The sequence below is a fragment of the Paenibacillus sp. FSL R10-2771 genome, assembly GCF_038000205.1.
GTDB lineage: Bacteria > Bacillota > Bacilli > Paenibacillales > Paenibacillaceae > Paenibacillus_AQ > Paenibacillus_AQ phytohabitans.
Genome location: NZ_JBBOBM010000001.1, coordinates 4,499,073 through 4,523,318 on the forward strand (window position 1 = coordinate 4,499,073; position 24,246 = coordinate 4,523,318).

Below are 24,246 nucleotides of genomic sequence, written 5' to 3' on the forward strand. Positions count from 1 at the left end.
TGTTTCTATTATAGCATATCTCTTCCGTGTCGCTCCAAAGTAACCCATAGTCTTCCCGCCCCGCGGAGCGTGGCCTTGGCTTCAATGATTATTCCGGCACTTTATAAATTCCCCAATAAAAAAAGGGTGAAGCGCCACTGCTCCGCTCCACCGCTTCCGTTATACCGTTACAGCCGCCGGTTGTTCCGGCAGCTTCTCTAAATGGGCTGCAGCAGTCTCAGCCGTAAGCTTCGCCTGCTTAATGCAGTCCGGCATGCCGATGCCGTCATAGCCGGCGCCAAAAGCATACACACCCGGCAGCTTCTCCTCCAGCTCACTTCGCAGGCCGGCGATCCGGCCTGGATGGCCTACCGGATATTGCGGCATGGAATGCCTGAGCCGGGTAATCTCGGTGAACAGGGGAGCTGCAGTGATCCCCATAATTTCCTTGAGGTCTTTGCGCACCAGTTCAGCCAGCGCCTCATCCGGCAGGTCTACATTCTGTTCATCCCCCGACCGTCCGACGTAACAGCGCAGCAGTACCTTATCATCCGGGCTGGTATGCAGCCATTTCGTAGAAGTCCAGGTACAGGCCGTGATGTTCCGCCCCTCTTTGCGGGGGACCAGGAATCCGGATCCGTCATATTCGGTAACGATATCCTTTTTGGTAAACGCCATGACCACATTAGCCACTGACACATAATTGACAGCATCCAGCGCGGATACATCCACATGCGGACGCAGCAGCTCTGCGGCAGCGAAATTCTGCACGGTTACATAGATATCATCAGCTTGCAGCAGTTCACCGTTGTCCAGCTCCACCTCATAGCGCGGTGCAGCAGAGGCCTCTGCGGATACCCCCGCCCCGCTCCGTACTTTGATGGACACCGCTCCCGTTCCGGTCCGCTGCTGGGCATCCTGCAGATCATGGATCAGGGCATGCACCAGGCTCTGCAGCCCCTGACGGAAAGTCAGGAACGCGCTTTTCTTGGTTCCGGTATGGGTCTCCGCCGGCTTCCTGCCGGTCGTCATCCCGCGGATCAGACTGCCGTACTGGCGTTCGACCTCGCCGAACTGCGGAAAAGTAGCCTGGAGGCTGATCTTGCGCATATCACCGGCATAAATACCGGCGAGCAGGGGCTCGGTCATATTCTCCAGCACCTCTGTACCCAGACGCCGCTCGATCAGGTCACCGAGCGATTCATCCTCGGAGCTGCGGCGCGGCGGAAGTACAAAATCCATCATCGCCCGCATTTTACCGCCAAAGGAGACGAGGCCGCTCTTCAGAAACGGCTTCAGCTCCGTAGGAATCCCCAGAACAAGCCCTGCGGGCATCGGGTGGAGCTTGCCTCGCTGCAATATGTAAGTCTTCTTGGCATTCGGATTCGTGGTCACCAGCTCGTGATCCAGCTCCAGCTCTCTGGCCAGATCAACCATGGCTGTTTTGCGGGCCAGGAAGGAGTCCGGGCCTTTCTCAATGACGAAGCCGTCACGGTGCAGGGTCTCGATTTTGCCGCCAAGGCACTTATCCTTCTCAATCAATATAATTTCCGGCTGAATCCCGGCTTCCCGGTAAAACTTGCGGACGTAGTAAGCGGCACTGAGGCCGCTGAGGCCTCCGCCGATAATTACTACCTTGCGCGGTGAACCGCTCATGATTGCTTCACCTGTAACTGTCCGGCCTTCGTACGCACCACATCGCTAAGCACAGACATATATGCCGGATCGCTGTTCAATGAATCAATCCGCAGCAGCCGCATATCCAGCTCTGAAGCCAAGGCCTGCGCCTCGATATCCAGATCGTACAGGACCTCTAAGTGGTCAGATACGAAGCCAATGGGAGCGGACAGCACATATTTCACCTGAGCTTCAGCCAGCTCACGCAGCGTATCCAGAATATCCGGACCCAGCCACGGCTCTGCAGTTCTGCCCGCGCTCTGCCAGGTGAACTGCCAGGACTCCACACCTGCCTGATCGGCAATGGCTTTGGAGGTTTCCAGCAGCTGGTCACGGTACGGATCGCCCATAGCCAGAATGCGTTCCGGCAGGCTGTGTGCGCTGAACAGTACACGCACTTCATCCCTCGCCGCTCCGGTTTCCTCGAATTCATCCAGCTTCGCGGTCACCCGGCGGCTGAGCACATCAATCAGCTCCGGATGCATATGGTAACTCTCGACAAATTCCATATTAATTCCGCAGGCATCCGCTTTTTCCTTGGCCCGCTTGATATAGGTTCCAACGCTCATCACCGAGTAATGAGGGGCCAGCACAATGCCTATCGCCTGGGTAATCCCATCCCGGACCATCGCCTCCACACCATCTTCAATGAAAGGTCTGGCATGCTTCAGGCCCTGGTAGCAGACATACTGAATCTGCCCGCTGTTCAGCTTGGCCTGCAGGGCCTCCACCTGGCGGTCTGTATTCTCCCTGAGCGGGAACACGCCTCCTACAATGGCTTCGTAGCGGTCCTTCAGCTCTTTCAGCTGTTCAGCGGAAGGTGCATTGCCTCTGCGGATATGCGTGTAATACGCCTCCACATCCTCCAGACTTTCAGGCGTGCCGTACGACATCACGAGTACTCCAATTTTGGTGGTCACGGTTTCCATCCCCTTTTACGAATAATGTCCTGCGCCTGCTCATTTCACAATTCCATTATGCTCATAAAAAACAAAGAGAGCAGCAATTGCTGCTATCTCATGTACCTTGCTTTAATTACGCGAGCGGTCCTGCTGCCTGTTTCAATGCCGCTGCCGAATACTCATGTACATAATCCGTTAATTCCTTAAGTGTGTCCAATGAAGCTTCAGGAAATAATCCATGGCCCAGATTAAAAATATAACCCGGCTGTCTGATGCCTTCATCGATCAGTTCTTTCGTCCGTTCTTTCAATACGTCCATTGGTGCGGTCAGCAGATAAGGATCCATATTGCCTTGAATCGCGAATCCTCCGCCCGTTCTGCGTCTGCCTTCGGTCAGGCTTACACGCCAGTCCAGTCCGATCACATCGGCTTGCAGCCTGGCCAGGCTGGGGAGCAGCTCCCCTGAGCTGACACCGGGGAAATAAATCTTCGGAACGTCCAGATCAGACAGCTCGGCAAAAATCCGGGTGATTGTCGGCAGCACATATGCTTCGAAATCACGCGGGGCCAGCGCGCCAACCCAGCTGTCGAACAGCTGGAACGCCTTGCCGCCGCTTGCGACATGGGCGCGAAGATATGCGATAACCATATCGCCCAGCTTCTCCATCAGCTTCTCCCACACGCGGGGCTGGCTGAACATCATTTCCTTGGTGCGGTGATAGCTCTTGGAGGGCCTGCCTTCAATCAGATAGCTGGCGATGGTGAAAGGTGCTCCTGCAAAAGTGATCAGCGGCACGTCCAGCTCTTTGTCGAGGAGGGCAATCGTCTCCAGAATGTGACCCAGATCCCCTTCCACATCAATCGGCTTCAGCCGGTCGACATCCGCCGCCGAGCGGATCGGATTCTCAATGACCGGGCCAATATTCTTCACGATGTCGAAGTCCACGCCAAGGGAAGCTACAGGATTCATAATGTCGGAATACAGGATGGCCGCGTCCACACCCAGCTTGCGCACAGGCATCAAGGTTACTTCAGCTGCAAGCTCCGGCTGTCTGCAGATCTCCAGCAGCGAGTATTTCTCCTTGATTTTACGGTACTCGGGATCATAACGGCCGGCCTGCCGCATGTACCATACGGGAACGTGCTCCGTGCTCTGCTGTCTGCAGGCGCGGATAAAAGTGTCGTTGTAGGTCATGATAAGATCTCCATTAGATTTGATAGTATATTTAGAAAACACATATCATTATTATGCCCCTTTTGCCAGCGGGTAACAACCGCTTCACCCTTAAGGGAATGACAATCCCATGACATTACTATGACAAGTGTTGCACTGCACGGCTAAAAAACTATGATATACTGATATAATGTCAATTTTTCGTGAACTATTTATCTTTGAATCCCCTGAAAGGAAGTGAAAGCACTTTGAAGAATTGGGAGACCTGGAAAGTCAACCTCATGGTGCTTTGGTTTGGCCAGTTTCTGGTGAATGCCGGCATGACTATGATTACCCCTTTTCTGTCCCTTTATCTCGCCAAAGACCTGGGTGTGACCGGAGATCACGCGATCGGGATGTGGGCCGGACTTATTTTTGCCGCAAACTTCTTGACCTCGTTTATCTTTCAGCCCCTGTGGGGCAAGCTTGCCGACAAATACGGCCGCAAAATCATGCTGCTGCGCTCCAGCTTTGGTATGGCAATTGTTATCGTGCTGATGGGCTTCGCGCAGTCCCCGATGCAGCTGCTGCTGCTCCGCCTGCTGAACGGAACCATCTCCGGCTTCAACCCCGCCTCCATCGCGCTGGTCTCGGGAACCACCCCGAAGCCGCGTATGGGCTTCGCGATGGGACTGATGCAGTCCGGCGCTGTAGCCGGTACGATTCTCGGTCCGCTGATCGGCGGCTTGCTGGCGGACTGGATCGGGTTCCGCCCGATCTTTTATGTCGTGGGTGCGCTCTTGTTCGTCGCCTCCCTGCTGGCGTTATTCCTGGTCAAGGAGAAATTCGACCGGGTGGAAGCTGCGCAGGTGCCGCAGGTCTCTGTGCTCGAAGGCTTCAAGGAGCTGGCTAAGGTTCCGCAGCTGCCGGCACTGTTCGGCGTAACGTTCCTGCTGCAGTTCGCCATGATCAGCCCGATGTCGCTGCTGCCGCTCTACGTGGAGAAGCTGCACGGCTCCGCTGTGAATATTGCCTTCTGGGCAGGCATGGTCAGTGCCGTCACCGGTATTTCGAACATGCTGGCTTCTCCGCTGCTCGGCAAGCTCAGCGACAAGGTAGGCGCCCACCGGATACTGACCTATGCGCTGATTGGCGCGGCGCTGTTCCTCATCCCGCAGGCCTTCGTGACCAGCGTGTGGCAGCTGATCCTCGTCCGCTTCCTGATGGGCGTCTTCATGGGCGGCCTGCTGCCGAGCGTCAACGCCCTCATCCGTTCCTATACGCCCGACGGCAAGGAGAGCCGGGCCTTCGGCTTCAACAGCAGCACACTGGCACTCGGCAATATGCTGGGCGCAGTCATCGGCGGCTTCCTGTCCGGATATATCGGGATCGAAGGGCTGTTCATCATCTCCGGCGCGTTCCTGCTGATTAATACGGTCTGGGTAAGGCTCAAGTTATATAAGAAGACAGAACCCAGGTTGTTCCGTTAACAGACTTTGGTATGCGTGGAGCGTATGGGCTCCGCCTGCAGAGGACAGGCTATTTAACCATCGCCAAGGCTAGTCCGTCGTAGGCCGGCAGCAGTGTGCTGGTCAGGCGGGGATCGCCGGCAATCATCTCATTGAAGCGGCGCATCGCCTGAACGGCAGGTCCGTTCTTCTCCGTATTCAGCGTGCGGCCTCGCAGGAAGATATTGTCCCCGGCAATGATTGCACCCGGCGATGCCAGCCGGATCGCATATTCCAGATAATTCGGATAATTCTCCTTGTCGGCGTCGATGAAGAAGAAATCATACTTTTGGCCCTGCGCTTCGAGCTGCTTCAGGCTGTCCAGTGCGGGGCCGATTTTGTATTCTACCGCGTCCCCGAAGCCCGCCTGCTCCAGATGGCCGTGTGCAAGCTTGCCATAGTCAGCGTTAAGCTCCAGGGAAGTCAGGCTGCCGCTCTGCGATAAACCACGGCATAGGCAGATTCCGCTGTAGCCGCCCAGTGCACCGATCTCAAGTATCCGGGTGGCGCGGGAAAGGGTAACCAGCATTGTCAGCAGTCTGCCGTAGCCTGGAGCGATGGACACCTCCGGCATTCCGTTTGCTGCGATGGCCTGTTTGACTTTTAATAGTAATTCATCCTCTGTATATAGCTGTTCACTGTATTCTTCCTGATTCTGCATATGTATTCTCCTTCAAATTTCATTTTGTGTAGCGTGAACGGGCATTGTGTAGATCTCTTCATTACCCTATACTGATATCTGAACGTTCTAATGGTTCACATTCACATGGAGAGCAAGCTTCTCTTATTGTACTGGCTTTGCGTATTTATCCACAAGTTAAACGGAGTTGAGAGCATTTGGGCAAATTACAATTGATCGCCACCGCCCCCATGGGGCTGGAGGCTGTAGTAGCGCGTGAATTAAACGAACTGGGTTATGAGACCACGGTCGAGAACGGACGGGTATTATTCAGCGGAGATTACATCGACATCTGCCGCTGCAATTTATGGCTGCGCACCTCTGACCGTGTATTGGTCAAAATGGGCCAGTTCCCGGCCAAAACCTTCGATGAGCTGTTCGAAGGCGTCAAAGCCATCAACTGGGAGGACTGGATTCCCGAGAACGGCGAATTCCCGGTAGAAGGCCGCTCCCACAAATCACAGCTGACAAGTGTTCCTGCCTGCCAGGGGATCGTCAAGAAGGCGATTGTCGAGAAGCTGAAGCTGTCCTACCATACCGAGTGGTTCCCTGAGAACGGGCCGCGTTATGTGGTTGAAGTTATTCTGCTGAATGACATCGCGCTGATCACCCTGGACACCACCGGACCGGCGCTGCATAAACGCGGCTACCGCCGCCAGGCCACCGAAGCGCCGCTGAAGGAGACCATGGCTGCAGCCCTGATCCAGCTCAGCCGCTGGAACGGCCACCGGCCGCTGTACGATCCATGCTGCGGTTCCGGTACGATTCTGATCGAGGCCGCGATGATCGCCTGGAATATCGCACCGGGTCTGCGCCGCTCCTTCCCGTCCGAGCACTGGCCGGAGATCCCGCAGCGCCTGTGGGAGGAAGCCCGCGAGGAAGCCTTCGACGCTGTGCGCGACGACTATCCGCTGCAGCTGACCGGCACCGACATTGATCCGGCAGCGATTGAGATTGCCGAAGCCGCCGCCAAGAGCGCCGGACTCTCCGGTGAGATCACCTTCAAGCATATCGCTGCCGCCAAGGCCCGCCCGGAAGGCGAGTATGGCTGTATTATCACGAACCCTCCATACGGGGAGCGGATAAGTAACGATACGGAAGTGGAGAAGCTGACCCGCCAATTCGGCGAGATGATGCTCTATCTGCCAACCTGGTCCTTCTTCGCCATCAGCCCGTATAAGGAATTCGAGCAATACTACGGACGTAAAGCGGACAAGCGCCGCAAGCTCTACAACGGCCGGATTGAATGCCAATACTATCAATACCTCGGTCCGCTGCCTCCGCGTAATTAGCAGTGGCGGTACGGATTTGATTATCAGAGGTGGCACTTAAACAAACTAATAACAAGCCTTAAGCTCCATGCAGCCGGTCTGTGCTGCGGACTTAAGGCTTGTTTCGGTTTTCACTGCTGCTGCGCGCTACGCCAATAGTGCTGCAATATGCAGGCTTGCCATAGGAATAACTCAGCATGGACTGCAAGCCTAGGAGCTGGCTCGGAATGTTGTACAGAATGCAAGATTATCATTGGAACGGCACCACTCGGACCCCGATTGTTGTACAAAATGCAGCATTTCAGCCTAACTGAGCTCTCACTAATTCAGATTGTTGTATTTCGTGCAAGATTTCCGAGTTTCGGACGTCTGCCCATTGCGATTGTTGTATTTTGTGCAAGATTTTTATCTATCGGCCACCTTTTACAGTACCTTCCCCCCACACACGACATAATCCCGCAAAGTTGCGCTTTAGCTCCACATGATTACTCAGATACTAGGTACTGTGCAGGGAACTAAAATAGACAAACGCTCATATCTCAAACAAAACAACCCCCGCAAACTTATGCGGAGGCTGTATTTGTTCTATCACACTATCAAAACAATTCTACCAGACCTGATCTATTTCTTCACTGCCGGCTGTTTGACGAAAGCTTCCGCTTTGGCCAGCACCTCATCTTCTGTCGGAGCACTGATGTAACGGCCGTTGATATAGACAAACGGGCGTTTGCCGCAAGGTCCGCAGTAGGAGATACAGCCTGTTTTGATCTCGGCGTCAGGCGCCATCTTCAGCAGCTTGGGCACGATGCTTTTCATTTTGATATGATTGCACTCGTCACATAATCTTATATCGTTAGCCATGAAGCAACCCTTCTTTATGTCCGTAAAATACGGGCGGATCAATTAGTGATCGCCATGATTTCCTTTAGACGGATTAGTAATAACGAAGCCTTCCTCAGGGAAGTAGAGATAATCAATCTTCACACCGTCCAGCAGCGGCTGGTTCGGATCAAGAATAACATCGATTTCTTTGTCGGTGGAGATGACTACGTCGTTCTCCTTAGGCGTGTCCAGATCCAGGCCGTAGTGGGCATGGTCACCGTGGGAATGCGTAATCGCTACGCGCAGTTTAAGCTCGCTGTTGCCTTCAAGCTCCATAGTTTTCTTTATCACTTTAGCCGCATTGCGGGTAATTTTGACGTTCATTCGATTCCATCTCCCGGGCATCTATAGTTTAAATACTCAATAATTCATTTTAAGGAATATAGGATGTAAAAGCAACCATATTGCTGAAATACATCAGATAGAGCAGTCAAAATTGTCGTAAAACCGTCATCTTAGGCTCTTCAGCGCCGGGTATTTGCGGTCCATCCGCGAGACGAACCAGCCCATCAGCAGCATCGTTACCCCGATGTCATCTATTGGTATGAACGGCATGAAGTCAGGCAGCACCCAGTACAGCAGCGCCGGAATAGTGAACAGCAGCTTATCTCCCATAGTGACGTTCGGTGAAATGATATACTGCCAGGAGCTGCGGAAGATATGAGACCATTGTTTGAGCGACAACAGTTTTCTGAATTTCATTGAGTAGTCCTCCCTGCTTCATTTACTTATATCATTAGAAAAGAGAAAAGGGCACAGCCGCCAAACACCCGTTGAAAGGATTGCGGCCATACCCTTTGCTGTTATCTTACGCAAATTTGCAGAAATCGTTTCATTTTTAACTAAAATTTGACCGAATCATCCCGCTAAACTTTATTCCGTAACCTTGACATCATCGATCCGGGCGGTGCTGGAATGCATCCGGATGCCAATCTTCCCTCCGGCCGGCTGCGCCGCCGTATCGGTCCACTGGATCAGCTGGGTACCGCCGGCAAAAGCCGTAACCGTACTGCCGCTGACCGTCACCTTCAGCTCCGTCCACTGTCCGGGTGTAACGGCAACATCGGCACTGCTTACCATCGTGAGCGTTCCGGCTGTTTTTTTGAACAGCTCCGCTTTGTCGCCTGAATCATTCAGTCGGAACATGTAATAATTCGAGGCATCCGCATACCGGAACAGCAGTCCAGCGTTGCCGAAGGCATTCAGCAGCTTAATTTTGGCCGAATACGTGTAGTTCCTCCAGGAGGCATCGCCGGTATACGCCAGCGCTTCCCCTGACGACGATGTCTGCGTCAAAACTTTCGTACCGTCATCCGCTACGCTCCACGCCCCGCCTGAAGTCGTCCAGCCGCTGTAATTGTTATCCTCGAAATCATCCTGAAGCAGCGTAACCGGCGGTGTGATTGTACCCTGGAACTCGAATACACCGATATCCGGCACGCCGTTATACAGTGTGTTTCCGAAGTAATCGAGACCCCCGTTGCCTGCAACCACCGCCCCGGCATTGATCAGCGGAGAGGTCTGCGCCAGCTTATAACCGTCTGCCGAAGCGAGTCCTGTGGCCGTGCCTGGACTGACGAAGCCGGGATTGCCGGTGATTTTGTTAGGATCGCTGGGAACACCCGAATTCAGCCCGTAGAAGCTGTTGTGATCATACATCATTCTCGGACTGTTCGTGTATTGACCGCTGGCAGCATTATAAAAGATATTATTAGTGTAATAGGCCATTCCTGTATTGCTCGCATGGGTCAGCGCCTTATTCTGCGTTCCCGAACGGTAGATGATATTGTTGTAGATGTACAGATTGCCGCCGCCGTTCACCAGATGGAACACCCCGTTAGCATCCTTATCATTCTGGCTGATATTGTAGCGGAAGATATTATTATTCGTGTTGTTCATGACCAGCAGTGTGCCGCCCTCGTTGTTATAGCTATAGTTATACTGGTAGATGCTGTCGTGCACCTCAATATCAAAGTCCCACGGCTGGCCGTCTCCGCCCAGCATCCGGGTATCGGAGGCCTCGTTGTACTGGAAAATAGCACCCTTGGTATAATAAGCCCACTGCGCCGCAACGACAGTGATATCCTCAAGGTAATTGACGATGGATGTATTCACATCGGTGGCTTCTCCGATGGATTTCGTCTTGTTGTATTCGATCAGCGGCGAGGCGCTGGCTCTGACCAGGATGCCGTCCCGGTGGATTTTCTCCACCACATTGCCCCGGATCACGACATTGCTGAAAGCATCAAACTTATGAGTCCATGCACTATTGAAAAAAGCATCCGTCATCGTCTGAATCCCGGTATCCGCCACGTTGATGATTGTGTTATTCTCGATCAGAATATCGTCCCAGGTGCTCTCCGGTGCGGTATTGGCTCCCCGGGCATGAACATTAATTCCGCCCGTTCTGCGGTCCGTGCCAAAGATATCGTGGATGTCGAGATTGCGGATATAAATATGCCGGAAGTTCCCCGCCCCTGCTCCTTCGCCCACAACGAGCACGCCGTTTCTCCGCATATCCGTGGGCTGCTGTCCGCTTGTAATCTCCAGATTATTGATCTCCCAGTAGGAGACATTGCGCAATCTGACCCCGAAGCCTTCACCGCCCACGGCGGTGTTGCCGAAATCTATCAGCGGCTTCCCCCCGCTCCCATAGCGGTCTACCGTAATCGGATTCCCCTCAGTTCCTGAGCCCTGCAGATCAAGATACTGGTTAGTCCACACACTGCCTGCCTTCAAAAGAATCCGGTCACCCGGGCTGAAGGTAGTGCTGTTCACTTTGCCCAGCGTCTTCCAGGCGGCCGTTTCACTGGTACCGGAGCTATTGTCGCTGCCCAGGGCAGAATCGACGTAATACGTCGTCCCTGCGGCGGCGGCCATAGGTCCTGATGCTCCCGATACCAGACTGAACAGCAGAAATGCGACGATGCCAAGGATGGTCAGCCTGCCCGGCCTGTTTTTGCTTGAATTATGTCTCACAGGGTTACTTGTCATTCTAATCACTCTCCCGCAATTAGTTATAACGCTGCCAATGCTTCACCAAGCCAGGCTCCCTGCCGGACCAGCCCGCGCTGAAGCGCGGTGATATCTACCGTCCGGCTCTGGCTGTCCGTACCGGCAGCCATCGCTGCCGCCATTCCCGCCGCCTGCCCCATAGCGAAGCAGTTGGGCATCACGCGCAGCGAGCCTTGCACCACACGGTCCGAGGAGGCAGCGCGTCCTGCCACCCACACATTATCGAGACCAACCGGCAGCATGCAGCGGTAGGGAACGCCGTGGGATTCGCCGGGTGGCAGATGGTGAATATGCATGGCTCCGCTGCTGCGCGCCATATGGATATCGATGAAATAGCTGTTGCGGGCAATATCATCCGGAAAGGACACCATATTCATGAAATCATCCTGTGTCAGTACATAATCCCCCACAATCCGCCGCGTCTCGCGGATGCCGATCTGCTCTCCGGTTGACACGAGGTGGGCCTGTTCAAAGCCGGGCACGTACGCGCGGAAGAATTCCAGCTGGCGGAGGACCAGCTGGCGTCCTTCGACGGCGCCCCGGGTCAAATCCTCCGCTCTGGAGCCGTCGATGCCGAAGACATGGCCGAAGTTGACGCCGACCAGATAATCGGCAACCCAGGACAGGCCAGAGACCGAATCCCGGCCCTGCGGCAGCTTCCCGTCCGCTTGGGCCTGCTGCACCGCCCGATGAATCTGATCGGTGTCACCGCTTTCATTCAGATAATCCAGGAATCGCTTGCGGTCTACATTAGCCAGCAGGTAACACATCGTCGCCGCCTGAAGCTCACCTGCCTCCCCGCCTTTATGGAACGGCGCTCCTGCCAGGGCGGCCAGATCGGCATCTCCTGTCGCATCAATCACCGTCTTCGCCTTGATGAGGCTCCGGCCGGATTTATTGACGATGACGATACCTTCGATCTTGCGCCCGTCTGCGTCCATCACAGTCTGGCTGGCAATGGTATGCAGCAGCACCCCGGCTCCGCTCTCTGCCACAGCATCATCGTATACACGCTTAAGCACCTCCGGATCGATGGGCACCCAGTCCAGCTCAGTGCCGAAGCGTTCGCGGAATTCCGGTTCACATTCCGCCTTCATCTGCTCCAGCAGCTGAAGTCCGATGCCGCGCACCACCGCCTTCTCCCCGTCACTGTAGGGACAGAAGGCCGGCACCAGGGCAACGGTGCCCATGCCGCCCAGGAAGCCGCGCTGCTCAATCAGCAGCGTCCGCGCTCCGCTTCTGGCGGCGGAAATCGCAGCCGCCACGCCCGCAGGCCCGCCGCCTGCAACCAGCACATCCACTTCATGCGAAATGGCGATTTCTTCCGCAGGTAATCTAAACGTAATTTCACTCATTACAATTCCTCCTTAATACAAGCCTATATAGATTGAAGTTGAATTGATTCCAATGGGGATGTTGTTCATTCCCTTGTCTAGTCTGCTCGTTCCTCGCCCGCGCCCTCTTCAGCCGGCCCGGCTTTGTATTCACTGGGATTTCTGCCGCTGTACTTCTTGAACACTTTGGAGAAATAAGCCCGGTCAGAGAAGCCTAGGGTGTAGGCTACATTCTCCACCGTCTCATGCGGGCGTGCCAGCATCGTGATCGCCATATTCATTTTGTACTGATTGACGTAATCGGTGAAATTGATGCCGGACAGCTTCTTGAAATAGCGGGAGAAGTAGCTGGCATTCAGATGCAGATGCTCCGCCATATCGGTCGAGGTCACCATCTGGTCCACATGCTCCTCCAGAAAGCGGTCCACCTCCTGCAGCCGGATATCCTTCTCCTGCGCCGCCACGGGTGCCAGCGTATGCTGTCTCCACAGATTCCGCAGCTCCCGCTTGGTCAGGCGGGCAGCCTCCTGGATATGAACCGTCTGCTCCAGCTGGGTGAAGAAGTCCTCCTCGGCAAGTCCTCCGGCTTCAAAGGCCATCTGGCGCACAAAATTGCCGCAGGCTTCCTTCACCAGCCGGGGCAGCAGCCTATCCGTGGTGACCTGCTGCGTCCATTGATTGATTGCCAGATCAATCCAGGCGGCATGCCCTTCTTCCAGCGCCAGCGACAGCATCCCGCGTTCCTTATCTCCGCGCCATTCGGCGGTCTGCCCGAAATCCGCCTGTTCATCGAGGACAGCAATAGGAGTAACCGCCTGATAGAAGTTGTGATCGCGGCTGTCCATAAGCGTCTTATACAGCGAGTCGAAGTTCCGCAAGGGCACGGAAGCCCCTGAATAGAACCCCCGCAGGGTAATCTTCAGGTACTGCTCTACCTTGTCCAGCACCGATTGCATAAAATCAGTCAGCCCCGTCCCCGGGCAGCCGGGTTCAGCTACATTCCAGACCAGATAAATGTCTGCGTCCCTGCTCATAATTGGTGTAATGGAAGCTTCTCCGGCGGATAGCTCCAGCGCTATATTGTTCACGGCAAAATGAATCAGCGGAATATCCTTGTACCGGTAACGCTCGGTTACAGAGGCGGCATCCATATGGATAAACCCGTGGCGCAGATAAGGATGCTTCCAGGAGATCCCGAGGCGCTGTCCGAATTCAAGCGTATTCTCCTGATCCGCCGTACCGGACAGCAGCTGCTTGAGGAAGCTCTGCTTCAGCACTTCCTTATTGCGCTCAATCGCCTGGCGGAAGGAATAACGCTCCAGCAGCTCTTCACGGCTCTTGAAGCGGCTCATCGCTTTGCTGAGGCTGCTCTTCAGCTGTTCAGGGGATAATTCATCCTTAATGAGATAATCATCCGCCTCCAGCTGGATGGCCCGCTTCGAGTAATGGAAATCCTCATAGCAGGTCAGGAAGATCAGGCGCACCTCCGGCTTCGTAATACGGAAGGCATCCGCCAGCTCCAGCCCGTCCATGCCCGGCAGGCCGATATCAATAATGACTACATCCGGCAGAGCCGCATGGAACTGCTCCAGCGCATCCTCACTGCTGAAGGCCGAAGCCACCAGCTGCAGCTCCAGTCCCAGTGACCCGAGCAGATATTCTACATATTCCAGCATCGGGACATCATCATCAATCAGCATCAGGGTCATCAAGGGGAACCGCCTCCTTCTCACTGGTTATGGGGATATATAGGGTAAAAGTCATGCCATCATCATCTGTTCTTGCCTGCGCGCTCAGCCGCGCGCGGTATCCGTACAGCACCTGCAGCCGGCGTGCCGTGTTCACGAGTCCGACCCCTTTTTCCGGCCACAGGGCCGTGTCTTCATTTCCTTGCAGCCGCCGGTTCAGACGCTGGAGCTTATCCTCCGGCATCCCCCGGCCGTTATCGCTGATGCTGATCTTCAGCATATCGTCTTCAAACGCTGCCTCGAGCAGGATCGCCGGCTTCGCCGGACGTGCAGAGAAGCCGTGGCTGATGGCATTCTCGACAATAGGCTGCAGCAGCAGCCTTGGCAGCATAACCTCGCCTACCTTCTCGTCCAGCACGCATTCAAAAGCGATATCCAGCCGGTTGCGGATCTGCATCACCTGCACATAGCTGCCCAGCACCTTGCACTCCTCCGCCAGCTCCAGCGGCTTATCTACATGAACGTATACGCGCAGCAGCTTCATCAGCGCATCGATCATCGCGCCATGGGGCTGGTCCCCGGAGAGCAGCAGATCCACCTTGATGGAGTTGAGCGTATTCAGCAGAAAATGGGGCCGGATCTGCGCCGCCAAGGCCTGAAGCTCCAGCAGCCTTTTCTCCTCCTGCTCACTCTCGACCTGCTGCAGCAGCTGATTCATATCATCCAGCATCTGGTTGAAGGCTGAGGACAGCACTGCCACTTCATCCTTGCCCCGGACCGGAATCCGCACCGCGCGGTTGCCGCCGACATACTGCTTAACGCTTGCCCGCAGCAGACTGATCGGCTTATTGATATATCCGGCCCACAGCATGGACAGGATCAGAAACGCCAGAAAGAACAGACCGACGATCGAAATTGAGACCAGAAACTCGCGGTTGATATGGCTGTCGATGGAGCTGCGCGGCGTCTTGCTGGTGAGCAGCCAGCCCACTTTTGGAATACGGACCTCGCTGACCAGCATCTGACTCTCCTTCGGGGTATCCGCTCCGCCCGTGACCGCGATGCTTCTGCCCAGCCCGTCAGCCAGGGAGAGAACGTTGGCGCTATTGCCCGTATCCAGCAGGTTATGAAAATAATGGCTCGGAATGCCCACGTACAGCGTCGCCAGCTTCTCCTGATTCAGCGGATCGGTAATAAAGCGTACAGCGTAATAATAATCCGGTGCAGAGGGGTCGCCGCCGTAGGGGAACCATTGCAGTGAGATCTTCTCCTGCTCATTCAGCTTGCTGCTCTCCTCTAGAAGCTGCTCCGGCAGGCCCGAAAAGACAGGAATATTCTGGTTGCCGATCAGAATCCGGTTCTCCCGGTTGACCAGCATAATCTGCAGATCGGCATCCAGCGACTGCACGGACAATATATTGGCCGTGGTCTTGAGTTTATTGTAGTGGGTATACACTCCGTAGTTCCCGAAGTTCCCGGTGTTTTTTAGGTAACGCAGACTTTCCAGCACGGCCGGATCATATGCCTCAGAGAAATAAACCGAGACAAACGAGATGCTGTCTACGGTTTTTTCGATTTGACTCCCGATAACCTTCAGTGTCTCTTCGCCTGCACGCGAGATTTTATCACTCACATTCTCTCTCACGGAGGTGTACGACCAGAAGGTAACGACAATAAAAGGCAGCAGGATCAGGATCAGGAACGTGAACTGCAGTCTGCGATGGAAAGAAAAACGGCTTAACCATTTCATAATGTATCCACCTTGTACTGTAATGTAAATTCAACGTCCCTATTATAATCCATAATCGCTGCCGCCTTTAGCTTAATTCATTATTTCTGGTTGGCCTGAACCACTTTCTCCACTTCGGCTGTCATTTCAGTCTTGACCTCATCGAAGCTGCGGTTATCCAGGATAAAGCTGGCGAAGCCATTCTCCACAATCGCTTTCAGCTCACTTCCGTAAGGAACGCTGAAGGTATCCGGCATTTGAATATTCGGATCGAACAGCGTTTTGGATAAGGAGGCGGTGTCGATCAAATCTGTATTTTCGCCGAAGAAGCCGTTGATTAGCTCTGCTCCGTCTACACCCTTGAATGCCGGAATTTCTTTCGTGAATTTATAGGATTCCTTGGACATCCAGCGGATGAAATCATAGGAGGCTTCCTTATTCTCCGATTTCGCGCCCATAGCGAGGCCGCCGCCGGAAATATTCGTCATGCCCAGCTCTTCCGTATCCACGGAGCGCGGCAGCGGAGCGTACATCGTCTGGAACTCATGCGGGAATTTCTCCAGATTCAGCGCCGCCCGGACAGCATAGCTTGGTACAGCGAGCATACTGGCATTTCCGGCAAAAAACTGCTGCAGCACATGATAGTTCGAAGCAAGCACATCGGCATACGGTTCAACACTCTTATCTTCCTTCTCCATAGTGCGGCGGAGATTGAAGAAGTACTCGAAGGACGGATCATCGAAAATCGGCTTCAGATCTGCGCTCAGCTGCGGATGCGGCTTCTCGGTGTAAGCGATGATGTTCGGATATTCACCCCAAGTGTGGAAGTAGGTTCCGTAGTGCTCAGGTGTCGTCAGCTTCTTGGCATAGTCGCGGAAGTCATCCCAGGTCCAGCCCATCTCAGGCAGAGACAGCCCGGCTGCTTCCAGATGATCCTTGTTAAAGACTGTCAGCCACTGGGTAGAGCTCGGCAGAATGCCGTATACCTTGTCATCCAGCTTCAGCAGCTTGGAATATTCATCCTCCGGTGTAATACTCTCCTGCTCAAAGAAGGAGTTAAGCGGTTCCACAACACCGCGTGAAGCACGCTCCAGCAGTTCATCCTCATTGCCGGTCATGAATACATCGACCACTTCTCCGCCGGCTACGAGAATATCCAGCTTCTTCATGAAATCAGTACTGTCGCTGTTCTGAACCAGTGATTCATATTCGACTTCCACTTTATCCTGGGATTCGTTATACGCCTGAACGGCCTGGTAGATCGGTTCTTCCGGCTTATCGGCCTTGAACGTGTAGAATTTGATCTTCGCCTTGCCTGCGGGCTGGTCTGTACTGCTGCTTCCGGCAGCCGGATCAGCCGAAGCCGGCGCGTCTGTTGCCGCCGAATTAGTGCTGTTTCCGTTCCCGCCGCATGCGGTAACGGAGAGCATAAGAATCATACTTGCTAATACTAAAGATAGTTTTTTCAAAGCAATTCCCCCTTGATTTGTTGTCTGCAGGCTCATTATACAATCTAAGGCCCGCGCACACCGTGTACAGCTTTGCGGTGTGCGCGTACACTTTTTTGACCTTCCGGTCCGGGCAGCTTTATCTACCCGGAGACATTACTTTAACCTTTGACTCCGCCGATGGCAATGCCGTCAATGACTTGCTTTTGCAGCGCCAGGAACAAGATAAGCAGCGGCAGAATCGCAGCTACGGAAGCCATCATCATGACGGAGATTTGCGTGCCGAACTCTTCCTTGAAGAATTGCATCCCCAGCGGAATGGTGTACAGCTTGGTCGAATTCAGCATAATCAGTGGTCCCTGGTAATCATTCCACGTCCAGATGAACTTGATAATCCCTACCGTAGCCAGGATCGGCCGGCTTAGCGGCAGCACAACACTCCAGAAGATGCGGAAGAATCCGGCACCGTCGAGCTCGGCAGCTTCCAGCATATCATTATGAATGCCGATCATGAACTGGCGCAGCAGGAAGGTGAAGTAACTGGAGAACATCCCCATCAGGATCAGCGCTGCATGCGAATCGTAGAGTCCCAGCTCCTTGATCATAATATAGCGCGGAACGAGTGTCGCCTGCTCCGGAATCATCATGAAGGCCAGCATCAGGGTGAAGATCAGGGTTCTGCCCTTGAAATCAAGCTTGCCGAGCGCATAGCCTGCCATGGCCGATATCACAATTGTAGCTATGGTGGATATCAGGGCGATTTTAATCGAATTCATATAAAATAGTCCAAACGCGACGTCGCCCATCCACACGGCCTTAAAGTTAGCGATCAGATTCCAGTCGGTCGGAATCCACTGAATCGGGAAGGTCCAGACCTCCTTCTCCGTCTTGGAGGCTGCGGACAGCATCCAGACCAGCGGCATCAGAAAGAATACCGAGAGCAGGGCGAACAGGGCCGTAAAGATCAGATTGCCTGTCTTAAATTTTCTCATTGTCATTGCCTTTAGTTCCTTTCGCCGTAGACTAATAATGGACTTTGCGATTCTGTGTCATCCAGGTAATCGACGTAACCAGCATGATGATGAGGAACAGCACCCAGGACATTGCCGAGGCGTAGCCCATTTTGAAGCGCTCGAACCCTTCCTCATAAATCTGGTACACGATTACCGTACTGGAATAGTTGGGACCGCCGTCCGTCAGGAACTTGATCATATCGAAGATTTTGAAGGACGAAATTGTGCTGGTAATGGCCAGGAAAAAAGTAGTCGGACCCAGCAGCGGCAGCGTAATCCGCCGGAACTGTCCGATCCCGCTCGCACCGTCAATCGTTGCGGCTTCATACAGCTCTTCCGGAATATTCGTCATGCCGGCCAGGAAGATGATGATCTGATAGCCCAGCAGCTGCCAGACATAAATAATCATAATGGCGATCAGCGAGAAGCTGGTATCGACCAGCCAGCGCGGCGGATCCGACAAGCCGATCTGCATCAGAATCTGGTTGATCGGTCCTTTGGACGGGTGATATAGCGCCTGCCAGACTGCGGCAATCGCGACGGTTGAACAAATGTAGGGCACGAAGAAGGCTACTTTGAAAAAGGTTTTGGCATACAGCTTCTTATGGATCAGCGCCGAGAGCACCACCCCCAGCAGCATCGTGACCGGAACCGTGCCGATCGTAAACAGCACGTTATTCTTCAGTGCCAGCAGGAAGCGGTTGTCTCTAAACAATTCGACGAAGTTGTCCAGCCCCACAAAGTGAATGGCGGACAAGCCTCCGACCAGATTCCACTCCGTTAAGCTGAGGAAAAGGCTGAACAGCAGCGGGAACACGGCGATCACCAGCATACCGATCACTTCGGGAGCGATAAAGAGCCACCCCGCCAGCTGCTCCCTTCTTTTGCGTGTCCAGTAAGTTTTGGGCTCAGCCCCGGTTGTCTTACGGGTAACAGCAGATTCACTCATTGCATTCTCTCCCCTGCAGTTTCAGCTTGGTTGTCCGGCAGATAGCCGCCTTCTTCCCGGAGACGGGTACGCAGACGCGGGACATCAACGGCATGTACGTCGCCGCCGGTCTGAGCGGCAGCCAGTGCGGCAGCGAGTCCGGCTGCTTCACCCATCGCCAGGCAGACCGGCATCACCCGGACACTGCCGAGCACCCTGCGGTCGCAGGAGATGGAACGGCCGGCGACCAGTACATTGCGCAGTCCGCGCGGCGTAAGGCAGCGGTACGGAATGCCGTGCGATTCGCCCGGACCGTAGAGCGTGATCGCTTGGCTGGACCCGGCGCCGCTCTGCTGCTCCTTCTGTGTGCCGTGCACATCAATGAAGTAGCTGTTGCGGCAGATCTCATCGTCGAAGCTTTTGCGTGAGATGTAGTCTTCCGCCGTCAGGACATAATCGCCGGTAATCCGCCGGGACTCCCGCGTTCCGATCAGCGTGCCTGTGCTCATGACCACCGCGTTGCCGAAGGCTGCGGGGTGGACAGCGGCGAGCATGTCCCGGTAGGCAGCCGCCATCCTGCGTCCTTCAACCAGCGCCCCGGATACAGAGAAGGAATTCGTGTTATCGACACCCCAGAGATGTCCGGCGTTGAAGCCAACGGCACGCGGAGCCACCATGTTGTTGCACAGATGGGTGTCCGGAATTGCCGGGTATTCCCCCGAACGGACCACTTCATGGATCGGGCTGTGCGGGTTCTCCGCATGCAGCTTCGGCCCGTTCAAATACGCGTAATCATCCACGTTGCCAAGGATGAAACAATGGGTAGTCGGCTGAAGCTCGCCGGTCTCTTCGTCCCCCATCTGGCACTCGGCGCCGGCCCATGCGGCGACATCGCCGTCTCCCGTGCAATCGACATAGACGGCAGCGCGGAAGGCCTGCAGGCCGCCTTTGTTCAGGAGGAGTAGTGTGGTGATGTTGCCGTGGTCGTCTCTCTCCACATCCGCAAGCGCGGTCAGGAACAGGATATGCGCACCCGACTCCGTTACGAGATCGTCATACACCCGCTTGAGCTTCTCCGGTTCGATCGGCACCCAGTCCATCGCATCCTCCCGGACATGCGGCATTTGCGCCTTTAAGGTATTGAATACCTTGGCCGCGAGACCACGGTAGACCATCTTCTCTTTATCCGAGAACGGGCACCAGGCCGGCACCAGGCCGGAGGTTCCCATTCCGCCCAGGCTCCCGGTTGCTTCGACCAGCAGCGTCCGCGCCCCTTCTCTTGCCGCCGCAGCTGCGGCAGTGCAGCCCGCAGGTCCGCCTCCGACTACAATGACATCGTAGGAGGAATTCAGCGGGATCTGTTTACTTTTCAGCGTATACGTATCATTCTCCATATGGCCCTCACTTTCCCGGCGGCCGGCCCTCTTTCCGTGAAGCCGTCCGCCACTCTTCTATACGCTAATTTTAGCAAGAGACATTTGCGAGTACGGTATAGCTTTCATACGCCTTGATGTGCATTATTTTGACTATAAAATGCCTAGGCGGGAGACTCAGGGGGGTTGGGGTTGGGGTTGGGGTTGGAGTTGGAGTTGGAGTTGGAGTTGGAGTTGGAGTTGGAGCTGGGGAGTTGGAGCTGGGGAGTTGGCGTTCGAAGTGGAGTTGGAATTAGAGTTCGAGTTCGAGCTTGGGTTCGAGTTTGAGTTAGAGCTGGAGCTGGAGTTGGAGTTCACGCTGGTGTTCGAGCTGGTGTTCGAGTTCGAGTTGGAGTCGGAGTTCGAGTTGGAGCTGGAGTCCGAGTTGGAGCTGGAGCTGGAGTTGATATAGGCCGTTGGAGTAACGTTAGCACCTTGTGTGGGGGGATGTGGAGGAATGGACGTATGTATGCTCTGCGAGCGTGCATTGTCTTTGCGTATACTTAGCAGAACCTCTGCCAGGTTCAACTAGTGATGAGGACTGAGATTCCGCTAAATGATGGAATCAGGCGAAATCGCCTGTCAAACGCACAGATTCCGTTATGTGTCAGAATATCCCCCATCTTGAGCCCGAATGAACAAATTAACGGAATCTCAGTCCGCGTCTCTCCATTAGAGTGCCCACTCCTGCATCACCAGTAACCAATTTTGGCAAGCCACTACCCAAGCGGCTGTCTCCGGAAAAATTAGTTTAACTTATTCGTCCATCCAGCCCACTTCCGGCGGAATCAGGGGCATTTCTGCCCCTCATTTACTCCACCCAGCCCACTTCCAGCAGAATCAGGGGCATTTCTGCCCCTCATTTACTCACCCCAACCCACTCCAGGCGGAACCAGGGGCATTTCTGCTCCTCATTTACTCACCCAGCCCACTCCAGGCGGAATCAGAGACATTTCTGCTCCTCATTTCCCCCTTCTCCCCAGCGAATACAAAAAGAAACCGCCCCTTAAGCGTCGGGGGGCAGCCCGCCCGCTCTTTAAGGAACGATTTCTTTGTGTGCCTATTATTGCGTTTATTATTGCGACTCTTAAACGACTCCATGGACCCGATTGGTCTCCAACCGGCAATACATTAAAAAAAGGATACAGCCGCGGAGGATCGATAGGGAGGATTGCGGCCGTGCCCTTTGCTGCTATCTTACGCAAATTTGCAGAGATTGTTTCATTATTATTTCAAATTTGAGAGTATCGCCCCGAGTATGAGTCCGGTCTCCAGGGCCATATCCTCAAAATCAGCCGCAGGCAGCGGATTCTTGCCTATGCCCAGCTCTACCGTGAATCCCGGCTTGCGGAAGCGCTGGATGAACCAGTCCTTGTATCCGGCATCGCTGCCGGTCAGCTCGACGGCCCGGTAGCCGCTCACCGCCGCAAGCCCCGCTGCCCACCGCTTACTCTCCGGCGGCTCGTAGCCCCGGTAGTTCCAGTAAATCTCTGCACCCTGGCTGTGCAGGGATACGGCCGCATCGCCGGGAATCCGCTCGGTCAGAGCCGCCAGCGCCGCTGCCTCCGGCTCACAGAGCGGCGCATGCCCGCTGTAATCCCGCGGAGCCGGACCGGGAACCTGCCGCCGGTCGCGTTCCTCTTCCCAGTGGGCAGGGAACTGATCGCCAAGATCCACGCCGCGGATGTTGGCCTTCCAGTGGCGGAAGCTGCGCCTGCCGCTGTTCCATTTCATCAGCGCATCGTAATAAGGATGGTCCGGCAGCACACCTTCCTGCACCAGCTCGACACCATCGGGATTCGCCATCGGCACCGCCCATAGCGTCCAGTCCCGGTGCCAGTCCGCCGGCTGATGGCCATGCCACGCGCTGCCTGAAGCAAAAGCTGCTGCGTATTCTTCAATGAAGCGCATCAGAGCAGGCGCTGTAAGCCATTCGTTTGCATGCAGCGCGCCATTCACATGCAGATGCCGTGCGCCGCTGCCGATCCGCAGCAGAGTGATTGGCTTGCCGAGCACGCTGGTGCCGATGGCTTCAGTGCTGACAAAAGGATATTTGCCCGCGAGCCTGGCGGTATCCGCCTCCAGGTCAGCCGGTCCGTATTCACCGCGCAGATAGACTTCCTCACGGCGGGCTGCGGCCGGAATCACAAGCACCTTGCCCGGTATGCATATGCGCCCCGAGCTTACTCCCGGATTCAGCATTTCCAGTTCGTCAATTCCCACACCGAACAGGGAAGCGATGCTGTGTGCATCGTCCCCTTCCTGCACCGCATAACGCTTACGCGGAGCAGACGGCAGGAACAGCACCTGCCCCGGATATAAATAAGGCTGGCTTCCAGCCCATGGATTCCCTTGAATGACATGCTCCGGTGTCAGTCCTTGTCTTGCGGCTATACGGCTTACGGTATCTCCCCTGCGGGCAATATATTGCTGCATATGTCTCATCCTCCCGGCCCTCTTGAGCCGCCGTCCCCTCCAGCCTGTCCGGGTCTCTCCGCGAATACAGGCGGGACACAGCCCTAGCCTAGTATATGAGCAGCAGCTCCATGTCATGAAAGATTTGAACATACAAAAAGCCGGGAATCCCGCTCCCGGCTTGTAACATCCGCCCCGTGATGCCTGGGGGTTTGTCCCTATTCAATTCACCACAGAGAGCATCCCAGCCTACATCGAGGATACCTGCCATACTACAGGGGTACGGCTAATCTGCTCGCCAAGCCAGTCCCGGGCGATCCGCTGGAACATCTCTGCATCGCCGCTGCAGAAGAATTGGTGGATCGGGCTTTCATCCCCGCGCGCCAGCTGGCCTTTGTCATACAGAATGGTGCTGATCTCCCGCGCCGTCTCGTCTGCCGAGCTGATCAGCTTGACTCCCGGCCCCATTACTTTACCGATCGGCTCGACCAGGAACGGATAATGGGTACAGCCCAGAATCAGAGTATCAATCGGCTCGTATTTGATGCCGTTCAGCGACTCTGCTACGGCAAGGTGACTCTCCTCCGAGCGGAACAATCCCTGTTCTACAAAGGGGACAAGCGCCGGGCAGGCCTGGCTGACCACCTGCACGAACGGTGACAGCTGCTTCAGCGCCGCCGTATATGCACCGCTTTTGATCGTACCGATGGTACCGATGACGCCGACCTGGCCATTCTTGGAAGCGCTGATGGCTGCGCGGGCACCGGGGTGAATGACTCCGATCACAGGAATGGCTACCTTGGCGGAGATATAATCAAGAGCTGCCGCTGTTGCCGTATTGCAGGCAATAACAATCATTTTAGGATTAAATTGAATTAAGTAGTCCACGATTTGTTCAGTGAACAATTTCACTTCCTCAGTCGAACGGGGTCCGTACGGAGCTCTCGCCGTATCGCCGAAATAGATGATTTTCTCCCTGGGGAGCTGTCGCATCACTTCCTTGACAACGGTCAATCCTCCCACACCTGAGTCTAATATAGCTATTGCTTGCTGCACGAACACACCGCATCCTTTAACTTGTTTTGTGTAGCTTATGTAAGGCCGGAATAAAGTGTACCAGGATTTCAGCCCCAATTGCAGATAATACCCCATTTACCGGCTTAGTTCAAGTAAGGGATTCATCAGGCACAGCCCCGGGCCGGAACAAGCCCTA

The 24,246-nt window shown here is 54.8% G+C and carries 20 protein-coding genes; 3 read left to right on the forward strand and 17 right to left on the reverse strand.

Features of this window, described 5'->3' with window-relative positions:
* Positions 1-159 precede the first annotated feature (159 nt).
* From hemG to hemE, 3 genes are all read right to left on the reverse strand, one after another.
* The gene (gene hemG, locus NSU14_RS19475) at positions 160-1,635 is read right to left on the reverse strand and encodes a protoporphyrinogen oxidase (RefSeq protein ID WP_340946860.1); all 1,476 of its coding nucleotides are present in this window, start codon (positions 1,633-1,635) and stop codon (positions 160-162) included.
* On the reverse strand, positions 1,632-2,585 hold the full coding sequence (gene hemH / locus NSU14_RS19480; protein WP_042135693.1) for a ferrochelatase: 954 nt from the start codon (positions 2,583-2,585) through the stop codon (positions 1,632-1,634). The genes hemG and hemH overlap by 4 nt, the downstream gene beginning before the upstream one ends.
* A gap of 106 nt (positions 2,586-2,691) precedes the next feature.
* Positions 2,692-3,753 (reverse strand): uroporphyrinogen decarboxylase, encoded by a 1,062-nt coding sequence (hemE, locus tag NSU14_RS19485; RefSeq protein WP_340946862.1) that lies wholly within the window; start codon positions 3,751-3,753, stop codon positions 2,692-2,694.
* A 227-nt stretch (positions 3,754-3,980) separates the two neighbouring features.
* On the opposite strand from hemE, the gene NSU14_RS19490 reads away from it, so the two are divergent.
* Entirely contained in the window at positions 3,981-5,201 is a 1,221-nt protein-coding gene (locus NSU14_RS19490) for an MFS transporter (protein WP_042135690.1), read from the forward strand.
* A 49-nt stretch (positions 5,202-5,250) separates the two neighbouring features.
* Here the strand turns inward: NSU14_RS19490 and NSU14_RS19495 are convergent, their stop codons facing one another.
* Positions 5,251-5,880, reverse strand: a complete 630-nt coding sequence (locus NSU14_RS19495) for an O-methyltransferase (protein WP_076244213.1) — start codon at positions 5,878-5,880, stop codon at positions 5,251-5,253.
* A gap of 176 nt (positions 5,881-6,056) precedes the next feature.
* Between NSU14_RS19495 and NSU14_RS19500 the strand changes: the two genes are divergently transcribed.
* Positions 6,057-7,190, forward strand: a complete 1,134-nt coding sequence (locus NSU14_RS19500; RefSeq protein WP_076244211.1) for a THUMP domain-containing class I SAM-dependent RNA methyltransferase — start codon at positions 6,057-6,059, stop codon at positions 7,188-7,190.
* Between the two features lie 600 nt (positions 7,191-7,790).
* Here NSU14_RS19500 and NSU14_RS19505 read toward each other — a convergent pair.
* The 11 genes from NSU14_RS19505 to NSU14_RS19555 all read right to left on the reverse strand — a co-directional run bounded on the left by NSU14_RS19505 (position 7,791) and on the right by NSU14_RS19555 (position 20,600).
* On the reverse strand, positions 7,791-8,030 hold the full coding sequence (locus tag NSU14_RS19505) for a DUF1450 domain-containing protein (RefSeq protein ID WP_039308771.1): 240 nt from the start codon (positions 8,028-8,030) through the stop codon (positions 7,791-7,793).
* 42 nt (positions 8,031-8,072) lie between these two features.
* A complete protein-coding gene (locus tag NSU14_RS19510) occupies positions 8,073-8,375 on the reverse strand; it encodes a HesB/IscA family protein (RefSeq protein ID WP_039308768.1) in 303 nt (100 codons plus the stop codon).
* A gap of 126 nt (positions 8,376-8,501) precedes the next feature.
* On the reverse strand, positions 8,502-8,753 hold the full coding sequence (locus tag NSU14_RS19515; protein ID WP_039308765.1) for a hypothetical protein: 252 nt from the start codon (positions 8,751-8,753) through the stop codon (positions 8,502-8,504).
* Between the two features lie 171 nt (positions 8,754-8,924).
* Entirely contained in the window at positions 8,925-11,045 is a 2,121-nt protein-coding gene (locus tag NSU14_RS19520; protein ID WP_340946867.1) for a family 16 glycoside hydrolase, read from the reverse strand.
* Between the two features lie 23 nt (positions 11,046-11,068).
* Positions 11,069-12,421, reverse strand: a complete 1,353-nt coding sequence (locus NSU14_RS19525) for an FAD-dependent oxidoreductase (RefSeq protein ID WP_340946869.1) — start codon at positions 12,419-12,421, stop codon at positions 11,069-11,071.
* Between the two features lie 77 nt (positions 12,422-12,498).
* Positions 12,499-14,109 carry a helix-turn-helix domain-containing protein gene (locus NSU14_RS19530; RefSeq protein WP_336103603.1) on the reverse strand — a complete coding sequence of 537 codons (1,611 nt, stop codon included), beginning with the start codon at positions 14,107-14,109 and terminating at the stop codon, positions 12,499-12,501.
* Entirely contained in the window at positions 14,090-15,838 is a 1,749-nt protein-coding gene (locus NSU14_RS19535) for a sensor histidine kinase (protein ID WP_042135677.1), read from the reverse strand. The genes NSU14_RS19530 and NSU14_RS19535 overlap by 20 nt, the downstream gene beginning before the upstream one ends.
* Before the next feature lie 80 nt (positions 15,839-15,918).
* Entirely contained in the window at positions 15,919-17,286 is a 1,368-nt protein-coding gene (locus NSU14_RS19540; protein ID WP_042135675.1) for an ABC transporter substrate-binding protein, read from the reverse strand.
* 140 nt (positions 17,287-17,426) lie between these two features.
* On the reverse strand, positions 17,427-18,263 hold the full coding sequence (locus NSU14_RS19545; RefSeq protein WP_039308750.1) for a carbohydrate ABC transporter permease: 837 nt from the start codon (positions 18,261-18,263) through the stop codon (positions 17,427-17,429).
* A 25-nt stretch (positions 18,264-18,288) separates the two neighbouring features.
* Complete coding sequence (locus NSU14_RS19550) at positions 18,289-19,227, reverse strand: carbohydrate ABC transporter permease (protein ID WP_340946873.1); 939 nt, start codon at positions 19,225-19,227, stop codon at positions 18,289-18,291.
* Positions 19,224-20,600 carry an FAD-dependent oxidoreductase gene (locus NSU14_RS19555; RefSeq protein ID WP_340946876.1) on the reverse strand — a complete coding sequence of 459 codons (1,377 nt, stop codon included), beginning with the start codon at positions 20,598-20,600 and terminating at the stop codon, positions 19,224-19,226. Before NSU14_RS19555 ends, NSU14_RS19550 begins: the two co-directional genes overlap by 4 nt.
* A gap of 247 nt (positions 20,601-20,847) precedes the next feature.
* Here NSU14_RS19555 and NSU14_RS19560 point away from each other — a divergent pair, with 247 nt between their 5' ends.
* Complete coding sequence (locus tag NSU14_RS19560) at positions 20,848-21,030, forward strand: hypothetical protein (protein ID WP_340946879.1); 183 nt, start codon at positions 20,848-20,850, stop codon at positions 21,028-21,030.
* A gap of 815 nt (positions 21,031-21,845) precedes the next feature.
* Here NSU14_RS19560 and NSU14_RS19565 read toward each other — a convergent pair.
* Positions 21,846-23,054, reverse strand: a complete 1,209-nt coding sequence (locus tag NSU14_RS19565) for a M14 family metallopeptidase (RefSeq protein ID WP_042135668.1) — start codon at positions 23,052-23,054, stop codon at positions 21,846-21,848.
* 228 nt (positions 23,055-23,282) lie between these two features.
* Entirely contained in the window at positions 23,283-24,089 is an 807-nt protein-coding gene (racE, locus tag NSU14_RS19570) for a glutamate racemase (RefSeq protein ID WP_039308737.1), read from the reverse strand.
* Positions 24,090-24,246 lie beyond the last annotated feature (157 nt).